The organism is Nocardia sp. NPDC056952 (assembly GCF_042674185.1).
Classification (GTDB): Bacteria; Actinomycetota; Actinomycetes; order Mycobacteriales; family Mycobacteriaceae; genus Nocardia.
Genome location: NZ_JBHURA010000011.1, coordinates 14,730 through 27,503, shown reverse-complemented (window position 1 = coordinate 27,503; position 12,774 = coordinate 14,730). Strand labels below are relative to the sequence as shown.

Here is a 12,774-nt window from a genome sequence, read left to right as displayed (position 1 = left end):
TTTCGGACGGGAACGATCATGACCGACACCCTTACGTCCTCGGCGGTTCCCGCCGGCGAACCGCCCATTTACGACCCGCGGCTGACGAACGAGGATCTGGCACCCCTGCGCAAGCAGAGCTGGGGCACTTACAACATCTTCGCGTTCTGGATGTCGGATGTGCACAGCGTCGGCGGATATGTCACGGCGGGAAGCCTTTTCGCACTCGGGCTGGCCAGTTGGCAGGTGCTCGCCGCACTGCTCATCGGCATCACCATCGTGTACTTCTTCTGTAATCTGGTGGCGAAACCGAGTCAGATGACCGGGGTGCCCTATCCGGTGATCTGCCGCAGTGCATTCGGCGTGCTCGGCGCGAATATTCCCGCGATCATCCGCGGTCTGATCGCGGTGGCCTGGTACGGCATTCAGACTTTCCTCGCGTCGGCGGCGCTGGATGTCGTTCTGGTGAAACTGTTTCCGGGATTGGCGCCCTACGCCGTCACCGCCGACTACGGGTTCCTCGGACTGTCGGCCCTGGGCTGGGGCAGCTTCCTGCTGCTGTGGGTGGTGCAGGCGTGCGTGTTCTGGCGGGGCATGGAATCGATTCGCCGGTTCATCGACTTCTGCGGCCCCGCCGTCTACGTCGTCATGTTCCTGCTGTGCGGCTACCTCATCGCGAAGGCGGGCTGGAGTGCCATCGACCTGAAACTCGGCGATGTGAAATACACCGGCTGGGCGTCAGTGCCGGTGATGCTCGGCGCGATCGCCCTCGTCGTGTCGTATTTCTCGGGGCCGATGCTCAATTTCGGTGACTTCTCCCGATACGGCAAGAGCTTCGCCGCGGTGAAGAAGGGGAACTTCCTCGGGCTTCCGGTGAATTTCCTGGTCTTCTCGGTACTGGTGGTGGTCACCGCCTCCCTGACATTGCCGGTGTACGGCGAGCTCATCACCGATCCGGTTGCCACCGTCGCCAAGATCGATTCCACTTTCGCGATCGTGCTCGGCGCACTCACCTTCACCGTCGCCACCATCGGGATCAATATCGTCGCGAACTTCATCTCGCCGGCTTTCGATTTCTCGAACGTCAGTCCGCAGCGGATCAGCTGGCGCGCGGGTGGCATGATCGCGGCGGTCGGTTCGGTGCTGATCACGCCCTGGAATCTGTACAACAATCCTGACGTCATCCACTACACCCTCGAGGTTCTCGGGGCCTTCATCGGACCGCTGTTCGGGGTGTTGATCTGCGATTACTACTTGGTGCGCAAGCAGAAGGTGGTCGTCGACGATCTGTTCACGATGTCGGAGCAGGGGACGTATTACTACGCGAAGGGCTATCACCCGGCCGCGATCATCGCGACCGCGGTGGCCGCCGCGGTGGCGGTGTTCCCGGTGCTGGCCAACAGCCTGCCCGGCATGCACACCGCCGCCCAATACAGCTGGTTCATCGGGTGCGGTATCGGCTTCGCCGTCTACTACCTGCTGACGGGCGCCGCGCGGACGGCCGCTGCCGAGGAGGTCGGTGTCTGATGCGCATCCGGGTCGTCAACCCGAACACCACGCGGGCGATGACCGACACGATCGAGCAGTGTGCGCTGGCCGTCGCGGGCCCGGGCACGCTGCTCGACGCGGTCACCTCCGAGATCGGGCCCGCCTCGATCGAGAGCCACTACGACGAGGCGATGAGCGTGCCGGGCCTGCTCGCCGCGATCCGGCAGGGCGAGGCCGACGGGGTGGACGGGTACGTCATCGCCTGCTTCGGAGATCCGGGCTTGGACGCGGCACGGGAACTGGCGGTGGGGCCGGTGATCGGGATCGCCGAGGCGGCCATGCACACCGCGAGTCATCTGGGTCGCGGATTCAGTGTCGTCACGACGCTCGGCCGCACCATCGGGCGGGCGGCCGATCTCGCGGAACACTATGGCATGCAACGGTTCTGCCGGGGAATCCACGCGTGCGAGATCCCGGTACTCGCCCTCGACACCGATCCGGACGCGCGCAAGATCGTCACCGAGGCGTGCCGGGTCGCCGTCGCGCAGGACGGGTCCGATGCTGTGGTGCTCGGGTGTGCCGGAATGGCGGATCTGTGCGCGCACATCCGTGACGAGATCGGGGTGCCGGTGATCGACGGCGTCGCGGCGGCGACCTTGACCGTGCAGTCGCTGCTGACGATGGGCCTGCGCAAGTCGGGTAGGGGCGAGTTCGCGACGCCGCCGCCGAAGACGTACGCGGGACTGCTGGAATCGTTCGGTTCGTGAAGCCCGGTCAGACGCCCGCGGTCTCGGTGCCCAGTGCGTTCAGCACCGCGGCGAGATCGTCGACGTCGACGACCAGGCGGGTGAAGTCGGGCCCGTCCAGGTCGATCCGCACGGCGCTGCCGCCGAAAGTGGTGTCCCAGAACTCTTTGCGGCCCTTGCCGCGGTAGACGCCCGCGGCGATCACGCCGGGGATGAAGGTGCCGGGGGCACGGACCCACGGGGGCCGCAGGTCCACTTCGGCGGTAGCGATCTCGGTGATCGCGGCGCGGTCGATCACGACCTGCTGGCGCAGAGCGAGCAGGCGATGCCCACCGAGCACATTGACCGTCACCGTGTCGTCGTTGATCTCGACCTCGACCATCGCTACCTCACTCGCCATCGTGCGGACCGTTCGATGTCCAGTTTCGCCGGGCGGCCTGTTCACGGACTGTGGTGAGCCTGTGAGTTCCCCAAGGAACTCGAAACCATCTACAAATATAGATATGCGCATCTATCTGATTTGTCGTCACGGGAGGCCCCCGGGACGAGAAAAGAAAGCAGGGACAGCCAGGTCAGCGCTGGTGGGCCTGATCGGCGATCTCGAGCACCTGGGACAGCCACGGCGTGAACTTGCCAGGGTTCTCTGCCAGATCCGCACGCACTTCCTGCGGGGGGATCCACGCCCAGCGGGCGATCTCGGCCGGGTCCGGCCGCGGGGGCACCTCGCCGACCACACCGATCAGGACATGGTCGTACTCGTGCTCGACACGGCCGGTCTTCTCGTCGCCGGCGAGGTAGGTGAACACGCCGACCTTCGTGAGTTCGGCCGCCATCCCGAACTCCTCGCGCAACCGGATCGCTGCGGCCTCGACAACGCTCTGACCCGGCAGCGGATGCCCGCAGCAGGTGTTCGCCCACTGGAGCGGGAACCGGGTCTTCACCGCCGCGCGCTGCTGGAGCAGGACGTGTCCGTGCGAGTCGAACAGCAGCACGGAGAAGGCGCGGTGGAGCGTGCCCGGTGGCCGATGGGCATCGGCCACCGAGCACGCTCCGATCGCCGCGCCTGATTCGTCGACCAGCTCGACGAGCATGGTTTCGCGGTCGGTCGACGGGTCGGCGAGCTTCTCGGTCACCTGGCCACCTTATCGGCGACGATCATCAGGTATTGGAAGCTGCCCTCGCGATAGGCGGTGAGGAACGGCTGTTCGACGCCGGTGGCGAGCTCGGAATGGGTGCGCAACTCCCAGTACGGGATGGTGTCGGGCGTGAGGTCGACGACCGTGGTGGGGACGAGGCCGCTGTCGGACAGTGCGCGGAAGTACTCGCTGCGCGGGTGGATCATGCAGCCGTAGTGCGCGTCGATCCAGCTGACCGAGGCGGACCGGCCGCCGGTGACATCGTTGGAGCAGCCGGTGATGCACACGTAGCGCCCACCCGGTTCGAGCACGCGGGCGAATTCGTCGAAGAGATCGAAAAGGTCGACGTACATGGTGGTTTCGTTGGTCCAGATGGCCCGAGCCGACTCGTCGACGAAGCCGGTGTCGAGCATATTGCGGAAGTGGAACCCGACCCGCTCGGTCACACCGCGCGCCTCGGCCTGATCGTTGGCGAAGCCGACCTGGTACTCGGAGATGCTGACGCCGTCGACGTGGCAGCCGAAGCGATCGGCGGCCATGAAACTGGTGCCGCCGCGGCCCGAGCCGCCGTCGATCAGCCGGTCGTCGGGGGTGATGGCGCCGAGGTTGTCGAGCAGATAGTCGGCCTGGGCCGTCTCGAGGCGGTGTAGTTCGCGCACGATCCGTTCCTGCCGGGTCTTCTCCGGGCCTTCGAGTACCGACCAATCGGGTTCGCCGATGCCGTAGTGGTGGTGGTAGAGGCCGTCGACCTTGCCCAGTTCGGTATTGACCCGGTCGTCGTTGGGATTGTTGTTCCAGTACGCGGCGACCGAACGCTGATAGGTGGTGCGCAGGACCGAGCGGTCGGGGGTGTTGACGATGGTCATCTGTCGTCCTCTCCTGGTGCGATGTCGTGGTAGCGGCGACTGCCGGCGTGCCAGGCGCGGTTGCCGCCCATCCAGGCCCACAGCCCGGCCAGGAAGCGGCGCAGCTGGGGTGAGCCCGAGGCGGCGAGGGGGGCCGCCTCCCGTTCGAAGCGATGCATCAGTTCGTCGTGGATCTGGGCGGTGCGCAGCACGGCGTCGGCCCGGCTGCAGCCCTCCTCGGCGGCCAGGACCGTCGGCAGGTTGAACTCCCTGCCGCCCGAAAGGTCCTCGCGCGCCATCGAATACAGGTCGTTCACCATCTGGGCGGCCAGCGCGGCGGTGGTGGTCACCCGCCGCACCGCCGGATCGGCGTAGTCGGCGGCGGTGAGTTCGTAGCCGCCGACCGCGTCGATCGGTGCCATACACGGCAGGAAACTGTGCGGCTGCCGGTTGGTCAGGTACTCCCAGACCGGCGGCATCCGGTCCGCGGTGCGCCAGCCCGCCTCCGCGCCGAGCGCGATGAACCACCCCGCGATCTCGGTGCGTAACCGGGCCAGCTGCGCCGGGCTCGCGTACCCCGCCAGGTGCGCGAACGAGGTGCGGAACGCGCGCAGGATCGGGTCGGCCTGCATGGCCTGTTCGAGCCTGGGCGCGTACCGCGTGGGTAGATGGGCCGGATCCATCGCGGCGGCGGCCAATTCGAGCCGTGGCCCGAGTTCGGCGGCGGCGCTGGACGGTGTGCCGTCGGGTGCGGTGTCGCCAGGGGCGTCCTCCTCGCAGTAGTAGTCGTCGACCGACCATTCCGCCACCGCGCAGCGTGCGGCGGCCAGCAGCCGGTCGGGATCGTCGCAATCGGGATGGGCGAGCATGATCAACCGGCCGAAGTCGGCCTTGGCGAGCTCGTCCAGACGGCCTTCGTAGAGGCCGATCTCGGCGGCCCAGGCGAGCAGCCCCGCGTTGACGGCGTCGGCCAGCGCCGGGTCGTCACGCTCGGGAGGTGGGCAGTAGAGAGCGGGAATCGGCTGTTGCCCAGTGGAATTCGTCGTCTCCGCAGCGGGAGCGGCAGGAGAATTCTGTGCCGGGAACAATCGCAGGCCTGAAGTGCCTATCCCGGTCGGACCGCGAAGACGACGTGGCGTGACGGAGCCGGTGGGCGCACTGTGTGCGCGTCGGGGGAGCGTCGCGGTGCCGGAGAACAGGTCGGCCGGGGCGGCGGCGCCGTGCAACAGGGCCGCCACCGCGACAGCCAGCTCGCCTGCCGCGATGGGAGCGCCGACCCTGGTGAGGATGGACACGGTCCGCGCCGATCAGTCGGCGCGACGCGCGACGAGCACGTCGTCCAGCACGCCGAGCGCATCGGGAACGAGGACGGCCGCGGAGTAATAGCAGCTCACCAGGTACGACATGATCGACTGGTCGTCGATCTGCTTGAACCGGACGTTGAGGCTCGGCTCGTACTCGTCGGGAATGCCGGTCTGATGCAGCCCCACGACGCCCTGATCCTTCTCACCGATGCGCATCGCCATGATCGATGTGGTCTGAGTGTCGCTGACCGGGATCTTGCCGCACGGCAGCAGGGGCACGCCGCGCCAGGCGGGCACCCGGTGCCCCTGGTACTCCACGGGATCGGGATACAGACCGCGGCGCGAACACTCGCGACCGAACGCGGCGATCGCTTTCGGATGTGCGAGAAAGAATTTGGTGCCGCGCCGCATGCTGAGCAGCTCGTCCATGTCGTCGGGGGTCGGCGCGCCGGATTCGGTGGTGATGCGCTGTTTGAGGTCGCAGTTGTGCAGCAGGCCGAACTCGGCATTGTTCACCAGGTCGTGCTCGCGTCGCTCGTAGAGCGCTTCGACGGTGAGCCGCAGCTGCTGGTCGACCTGGTTCATCGGATCGTTGAACAGGTCGGCGACGCGGGTGTGCACCCGCAGCACGCTCTGCGCCAGGCTGAGTTCGTATTCGCGGGGGCTGGCGTCGTAGTCGACGAAAGTGCCCTCGAGCAGCGGCTCGCCGGAGTGACCGGAGGCGATCTCGATATCGGCTTCACCCTTGGAGTTCTGGAGCCGGCTCGACCGCTGGGCCGCTTCGGTGCGGATCTGATCCAGCTCCGGGTTCAGTTCGAGGAATTGCTCGAATTGTTGTCTCGGCAGGCAGAGGATGGTGGTTCTGGTCACCGTCTTCACCGTGTCCGGCCAGATCGCCGAAGGATCGGTGAGCATTTCCTCGCCGTAATAGTCGCCGCCGGACAGCAGGCCGAGTTTGGTCGACTCGCCGTATTGACCGGAGCCGAGCCGGGCGAGTTTTCCGTGCACGACGAGGATCACCTGATCCATCGGATTGCCGAATTCGGCGACGACCGATCCCGGATCGAGGTCGTATTGCACGAATTTGTCCGCGAGCGGGCGCAGGAGTTCGTCGTCGTCGATATTGCGCAGCGGCGGAAGCTCACGGAGTTCCTGTGGAATCACCCTGGCCCGGGATCCGTCGACGACGAATTCCACTTCGCCGTTGCCGACGGTGTGAGTGAGCCTGCGGTTGACCCGATAGATACCGCCCGCGACCTGCACCCATGGCAGGGCGCGTGAGAGCCAGCGCGAGCTGATGCCCTGCATCTGCGGTTCGGATTTGGTGGTATGTGTCAGCTTGTGCGCGGCCGTGGTACTCAGGCTCTTGCGCACGGAATTGTCTGTGGGCAACGGCATTTCGATGGTCATGGGATATGTCCTCACCTCGGGACGGAAAATCGGCACGGCCGATCGACCTGTGTGGCGCGACAATGCGCGACAGGCTGGGGTGTGGTTGATGGTGCGAAGCGAATGGTCCTGCGCGGATAACCGGGCGTGTGAAACGGTGTTACACGAAATCTGATGCGTGTCAGTGCGTTCCGGACGATAACGATGGTAGGTGGTTGCGGAGGCCGCGCGCCGGATATTCGGGAAAACATGGTGATGACCGGGAGAACCGTTGTGCGGGAGGCGATTGCGGACAGGTGCGTGTCCGGGGGTAGCCCGCGCTGTGTTCTCGGCGCCGATGCTGGGCCGCCACCTCTGCCCCGCACTGTCGGTTCCCGGGCGATCTCGGCGTGACAGCGAACCGTACGAGAGTTGTGACCTCAGTGTTATCGGCCGTTGAGCGGGGCATGTGATTCGAATCGCCGGAACATGCGGCCTGTCACAGCCGACACATAATGGAGGTCCGATGTGGCAAGCTCATATGAGCACATCGGGGTGTGTGAGGTGTGTCACTTTGAGCAGGTAGGGCCAGGTGGGAACGGTGGATATCAGTCCAAAAGGTGTGGTCGGTTCGGTGCAGCGGTTGCTGGCTACCGCGCAGAACGGGCTGGAGGTGATCCGCTTCGGCGGGTTGTCACACGATGTCGAGTCCTCGCCCTTCGAGGTCGTCGAGCGTCGGCGCATGTACCGGCTGCGACATTACTTCCCCGACGATACGACGCCGGGGCGTCCGGTGGCGCTGCTGGTGCCGCCGTTGATGGTGAACGCCGACATCTGGGACGTGAACGCGGCAGGCGGCGCGGTCGGCATCCTGCACGAGAGCGGAATCGACTGCTGGGTCATCGATTTCGGCTCACCGGCGACCGAGGAGGGCGGCTGGGAACGCGACCTGGCCGACCACGTGCTCGCGGTGAACTCCGCGATCGACACCGTCTGTGATGCCACCGGCGCGCAGCTGCATTTGATGGGGTACTCCCAGGGCGGCATGTTCGCCTACCAGACCACCGCCTATCGCTACGGCAAGGGCGTGGCCTCCATCGTCACCTTCGGCAGCCCTGTCGACATCGTCAACGGGATGCCGTTCGGTCTGCCCTACGGTCTGGTTTCCGAAGTCGCCGACTTCCTCGCCGACCACGTGATGCACCGGCTGCCGATCACCGAATCGATGGTACGCATCGGCTTCCAGATGCTCGACCCGGTGAAGACCGCCAAGTCGCGGATCGACTTCCTGCTGCAATTGCACGATCGGGAAGCGTTGCTGCCCAAGGAACGTCAGCGCCGCTTCCTCAACAGCGATGGCTGGGTGGGGTATTCGGGTCCGGCGGTGGCCGATCTGCTCAAGCAGTTCGTCGCCCACAACCGGATGATGCTCGGCGGATTCGTGATTCGCGACCACCCGGTATCGCTCGCTGAGCTCAAGTGCCCGATCCTGGCCTTCGTCGGCGAGGTGGACGACATCGGTCAGCCCGCCGCGGTGCGTGGCATCGTGCGGGCCGCCCCCAATGCCGAGGTGTACGAAGCGAGTTTGGTGGCAGGCCATTTCGGGCTCGTCGCCGGCTCGACGGCCACCAACCACACCTGGCCGATGGTGCGCGACTGGATCGCCTGGATGGACGGCAACGGCACCCTGCCCGAGCAGATCGTGCCCATGCAGGAACACGTCGCGAGCAACGCGCCGCGCACCGCCGCCACCCGGATGGTGCACACCGCCGCCGGCCTGGCCGAGGCGGGCGCGGGTGTCGGCAAGGCACTGGAAGGCATCGCGGGCAACACGATTCGCGGATCGCTGGAAATGGCGGGGGAGGCGGCGCGGGCACTGCCCCGGCTGACCAGGCTCGGGATGATCCAGCCGCACACCCGCATCTCGCTCGGCAAACTGCTCAGTGAGCACGCGAGCCGCGCGCCGCAGAAGGACCTGGTCCTCTTCGACGACCGGGTGCACACCAATGCCGCCGTCGAGGAGCGCGTCGACAATGTCGTGCGCGGCCTGATCTCGGTCGGCATCCGCCCCGCCATGCGCGTCGGCATCATGATGGAGACGCGCCCGAGCGCCCTGGCCTCGGTCGCGGCGCTCTCCCGCATCGGCGCCGTCGCGGTGCTGCTGGCGCCGGGCGCCGAACTCGACCGGGCCATCGAGCTGACCGGCGTGCAGACGCTGATCGCCGATCCGGAGAACCTGCGCACCGCCGCCGCGACGGCCGCCAGGGTGCTGGTACTCGGCGGTGGCGACAGCCGCGCGCTCGCGGTGCCGACCAGCGATCGGGTGATCGACCTCGAACAGATCGACCCGGCGAAGGTCCGGGTGCCCGCCTGGTACCGGCCGAACCCGGGCCTGGCGCGCGAACTCGCGTTCGTGCTCGTCCTCGGCTCCGGCGAGCGCCTCGAGGCGAAGTACATCACCAACCACCGCTGGGCCCTGTCGGCGTTCGGCACCGCGAGCGCGGCCGACCTCGACCGTCGTGACACGGTCTACTGCCTTGCGCCACTGCACCATTCGTCCGGGCTGCTGGTGAGCCTCGGCGGGGCGATCGCCGGCGGCAGCCGCATCGCGCTGGCTCGGCCGATGGACATGGATCCGGGCCGGTTCGCCGAAGAGGTGCACCGCTACGGCGTCACCGTCGTCACCTACACCTGGACGATGCTGCGCGACCTGCTCGACTCCCAGGTCTTCCCCGCAGGCCACAACCATCCGATCCGGCTGTTCATCGGTTCCGGTATGCCCGCGGGTCTGTGGCGGCGCACCATCGAACAGTTCGCCCCGGCCAGGGTGCTCGAGTTCTACGCCTCGATCGACGGCGACGTGGTGCTGGCGAATGTCACCGGCGCCAAGATCGGATCGAAGGGCAGGCCGGTTCCGGGCACCGCGCGGGTCGAATTGGTCGCCTACGACCCGGTCAGCGAGCAGATCCTCGTCGGCGACGACGGGTTCGCCCGCCGCTGCGCCGACAACGAACCCGGGCTGCTGCTCGGCAAGGCCGTAGACGGTGGCGACATCTCCGACGGTGGGCTGCGCGGTGTGTTCCGCGCCGGTGACGCCTGGTGGCCGACGGAGAACCTGTTCCGGCGTGACAGCGACGGTGACTACTGGTTGGTCGACCGGCGCGACACCGTGATCCGTGCCGTGCGCGGCCCCGTGTTCACCCAGCCGATCGTGGACGTGCTCAACGACATCACCCCGGTCGACATGGAGGTCGCGTTCGGGCTGAAGACCGCGGCAGGGGTGATCGCCGCGGCCGCCCTGAGCGTGCGTGACGGGTTCCGGATCGAACCGGGCGACGTCACCGAGGCGATGCGCGGGCTGGAGCCCGGCCAGCGCCCTGACCTGGTCTACGTCGTCGACGAGATCCCGCGCAGTTCCAGCTTCCGCCCCTCGGCCTCGGCGATCCAGGCCGCGGGTCTGCCCAAGGCCGGACCGGGTACCTGGATCTACAACCGGGAGACCGAGGCTTACGAGGTGCTCAGCAACGCCGCGGCGGCGACGCTGTTCGGCGGAAGCTGACCGCACAACGCGAAGGCCGCCCGGCAGAAACCGGGCGGCCTTTGTTCGATTTTGCGGCTACACCTGGTATTCGGTGACCGCGTCGACGACACGACCGAGCTGCGCCTCGCTGAGCAACGGCCACAGCGGCAGGCGCACGATCGTCGCCGAGAAGTTCGCCGAGCGGGTGCACGGCACCGGGGTACGGCCGTACTTGAGGCCCGCGGGGCTCGAATCCAGCGGAATGTAGTGGAACGGCGCGACGATGCCGCGTTCGGCCAGGTGGGCGATGATGCCGTCGCGGCTGTCCTCGCTGGGCATGCGCAGGTAGAACAGGTGCGCGGTGTGCCCCGCGTCGGCGGGCACCGTCATCGGGCGCACGTCGTTGCGTGCCGCCCAGTCGGGCAGCGCGGCCGCGTAGGTGTCCCACACGCGGTGACGGTTGGCCTGGATGGTGTCGAATTCGGCCAGCTGGGCGTCGAGCACGGCGGCATTGAGCTCGCTGGGCAGGTAGCTGGAACCGATGTCCTGCCAGGAGTACTTGTCGACCTGGCCGCGCAGGAAGCGAGCGCGGTCGGTGCCCTTCTCCCGCATGATCTCGGCGCGGCCCATCAGGATCTCGTCCGACAGCAGCAGCGCGCCGCCCTCACCGCAGTGCACGTTCTTGGTGTCGTGGAAACTCTGTGTGCCGAGGGTGCCGATCGTGCCGAGCTGCCGACCACGCCAGGTGCCACCGAGACCGTGTGCGTTGTCCTCGATGATCGCCACACCGTGCTGAGCCGCGAGTTCCAGCAGCGGCTCCATGTCGGCGGCGACACCGCCGTAGTGCATCACCACGATGGCCTTGGTGCGGTCGGTGATCGCGGCGGCCGCGGCGGCGGGGTCGATATTGCCGGTGGACTCATCGATGTCGACGAACACGCAGGTGGAACCGCGCAGGGCCATCGAGGTGGCCGCGGAGGTGAACGCGAAACTGGGGACGATCACCTCGTCGTCGGGACCCAGCTCCAGCAGCAGCGCGCCCAATTCGAGCGCGTGCGTGCAGGAGGTGGTGAGCAGCGCGTGATCGGCGCCGGTGATGGCTTTGATCTTCGCCGTCGCCGACTTGGTGAACTGACCGTCGCCGTGACTGTGATCGGAATCGAGCACGGTCATCAGATTGGGGCGTTCAGCGGCAGCCCGGAACGGCCTGCTGAAGATGATGCGGTCGCTCACGCGCGCTGGCCCTTCTCCGTCGCGGCTGCCGGTACCGCGGCGTCGACTCGATGGTTCACGGCCGGCGCATGCATCGTATCCGGGCGCGGTGTCGGGGTCTGCACGGTGAGGTAGAGCGGCTTGCCGACCAGGATGTGCAGTGCGACACCGAGATACTCGGCGATCAGGCCGAGCGAGAACAGCATCGCGCCCGAGCACAGCAGCATCACGACGATGATCGACGCCCAGCCCTCGGGATCGTGGTTGTCCTGCGTCAGCGCCTGCACGATCACCACCGCGGCCATGATCACCCCGGCCAGCGCGAGAGTGACCCCGAGCATGCTCACCAGCCGCAGGCCACGAGTGCCGCTGCACAGCACCATCTTCCAGAACAGTGAGAACAGGCGGCGATAGTTGTACCCGGACTCCTCGCGCCCTTCGGCGCGCAGCACCACCGGCACCGAGACCGTATTGCCGACGACCCAGGTGAGCGCCACGTCCAGGTACACCCCGTTGGCCGCGACCTCGGCGAGCTGACGGCCGATGTCGCCGCGGATCAGCCGGAAGCTCTCGAAGCGCGTCGAATCCGGGAACGCGAACACCGTCGCGAGCACGATCTTGGCGCCGCGTGAGGTGAGATTGCGCAGGAAACCGTGCGGGCGGGTATTGGACGGTTTCGAATAGACCAGGTCCGCGCGCGAGGCCAGCGCCGCGTCGAGGAAGTCCGCGATGAACGCGGGGTCGTGCTGACCGTCCTCGTCCATCGTGACGATCCAGTCGCCCTGTGCCGCCGCCATCCCGGCGATCGTCGCCGCGTCCTGACCGAAGTTGCGGCTCAACCACACCGCGCGCACCTGCGGGAAGGAGCCTTCCAATTCCTGCAGGACGACATCGGAGCGGTCGGGGCCGTTGTCGTGCACGAGGATGATTTCCTCGACCGCGAACCGGGCGCCCGCCGCAGTCGTACTCGGGCCCGTCAGCCGGTCCAGCTCGGCGACCAGTGCCGCGATCGTGTCCTCGCCCCGATACACCGGAACGACCACCGACACCGAATGCACCGGGCTCGACCCGTTGCGGGGGGGCGGGCCCGAGCGCCCCCCAGAGGGGGGGCGGGAGAAAGTTGGGGGCGGGATAGGCGTCGCCGGCCCAATAGGGGTTTGGGGGGGTATGTGCCAA

At 67.1% G+C, this 12,774-nt stretch carries 10 protein-coding genes; 3 read left to right on the top strand and 7 right to left on the bottom strand.

The features are described 5' to 3' along the window. Nucleotides 1–18: 18 nt before the first annotated feature. Both ACFTS5_RS28540 and ACFTS5_RS28535 read left to right on the top strand, forming a co-directional pair. The gene (locus ACFTS5_RS28540; RefSeq protein ID WP_378636907.1) at nucleotides 19–1,506 is read left to right on the top strand and encodes an NCS1 family nucleobase:cation symporter-1; all 1,488 of its coding nucleotides are present in this window, start codon (nucleotides 19–21) and stop codon (nucleotides 1,504–1,506) included. Next, on the top strand, nucleotides 1,506–2,234 hold the full coding sequence (locus ACFTS5_RS28535) for an aspartate/glutamate racemase family protein (RefSeq protein WP_378636904.1): 729 nt from the start codon (nucleotides 1,506–1,508) through the stop codon (nucleotides 2,232–2,234). The genes ACFTS5_RS28540 and ACFTS5_RS28535 overlap by 1 nt, the downstream gene beginning before the upstream one ends. Before the next feature lie 7 nt (nucleotides 2,235–2,241). Here ACFTS5_RS28535 and ACFTS5_RS28530 read toward each other — a convergent pair whose 3' ends face one another. The 5 genes from ACFTS5_RS28530 to ACFTS5_RS28510 form a co-directional block, all read right to left on the bottom strand. Then, nucleotides 2,242–2,613, bottom strand: a complete 372-nt coding sequence (locus tag ACFTS5_RS28530) for a hypothetical protein (protein ID WP_378636902.1) — start codon at nucleotides 2,611–2,613, stop codon at nucleotides 2,242–2,244. Between the two features lie 172 nt (nucleotides 2,614–2,785). After that, a complete protein-coding gene (idi, locus tag ACFTS5_RS28525; RefSeq protein ID WP_378636899.1) occupies nucleotides 2,786–3,346 on the bottom strand; it encodes an isopentenyl-diphosphate Delta-isomerase in 561 nt (186 codons plus the stop codon). After that, nucleotides 3,343–4,215, bottom strand: coding sequence for a geranyl diphosphate 2-C-methyltransferase (locus tag ACFTS5_RS28520; protein ID WP_378636896.1), 873 nt, complete (start codon nucleotides 4,213–4,215; stop codon nucleotides 3,343–3,345). Before ACFTS5_RS28520 ends, idi begins: the two co-directional genes overlap by 4 nt. After that, entirely contained in the window at nucleotides 4,212–5,489 is a 1,278-nt protein-coding gene (locus ACFTS5_RS28515; protein WP_378636893.1) for a family 2 encapsulin nanocompartment cargo protein terpene cyclase, read from the bottom strand. Before ACFTS5_RS28515 ends, ACFTS5_RS28520 begins: the two co-directional genes overlap by 4 nt. A gap of 12 nt (nucleotides 5,490–5,501) precedes the next feature. After that, nucleotides 5,502–6,908 (bottom strand): family 2B encapsulin nanocompartment shell protein, encoded by a 1,407-nt coding sequence (locus tag ACFTS5_RS28510; RefSeq protein WP_378636890.1) that lies wholly within the window; start codon nucleotides 6,906–6,908, stop codon nucleotides 5,502–5,504. Nucleotides 6,909–7,467: 559 nt separating this feature from the next. Here ACFTS5_RS28510 and ACFTS5_RS28505 point away from each other — a divergent pair. Continuing rightward, on the top strand, nucleotides 7,468–10,425 hold the full coding sequence (locus ACFTS5_RS28505; protein WP_378636887.1) for an AMP-binding protein: 2,958 nt from the start codon (nucleotides 7,468–7,470) through the stop codon (nucleotides 10,423–10,425). A 57-nt stretch (nucleotides 10,426–10,482) separates the two neighbouring features. Here the strand turns inward: ACFTS5_RS28505 and rffA are convergent, their stop codons facing one another. After that, on the bottom strand, nucleotides 10,483–11,619 hold the full coding sequence (gene rffA, locus ACFTS5_RS28500; RefSeq protein ID WP_358070653.1) for a dTDP-4-amino-4,6-dideoxygalactose transaminase: 1,137 nt from the start codon (nucleotides 11,617–11,619) through the stop codon (nucleotides 10,483–10,485). Further along, the gene (locus ACFTS5_RS28495) at nucleotides 11,616–12,656 is read right to left on the bottom strand and encodes a glycosyltransferase (RefSeq protein ID WP_378636883.1); all 1,041 of its coding nucleotides are present in this window, start codon (nucleotides 12,654–12,656) and stop codon (nucleotides 11,616–11,618) included. Before ACFTS5_RS28495 ends, rffA begins: the two co-directional genes overlap by 4 nt. Nucleotides 12,657–12,774: the final 118 nt, after the last annotated feature.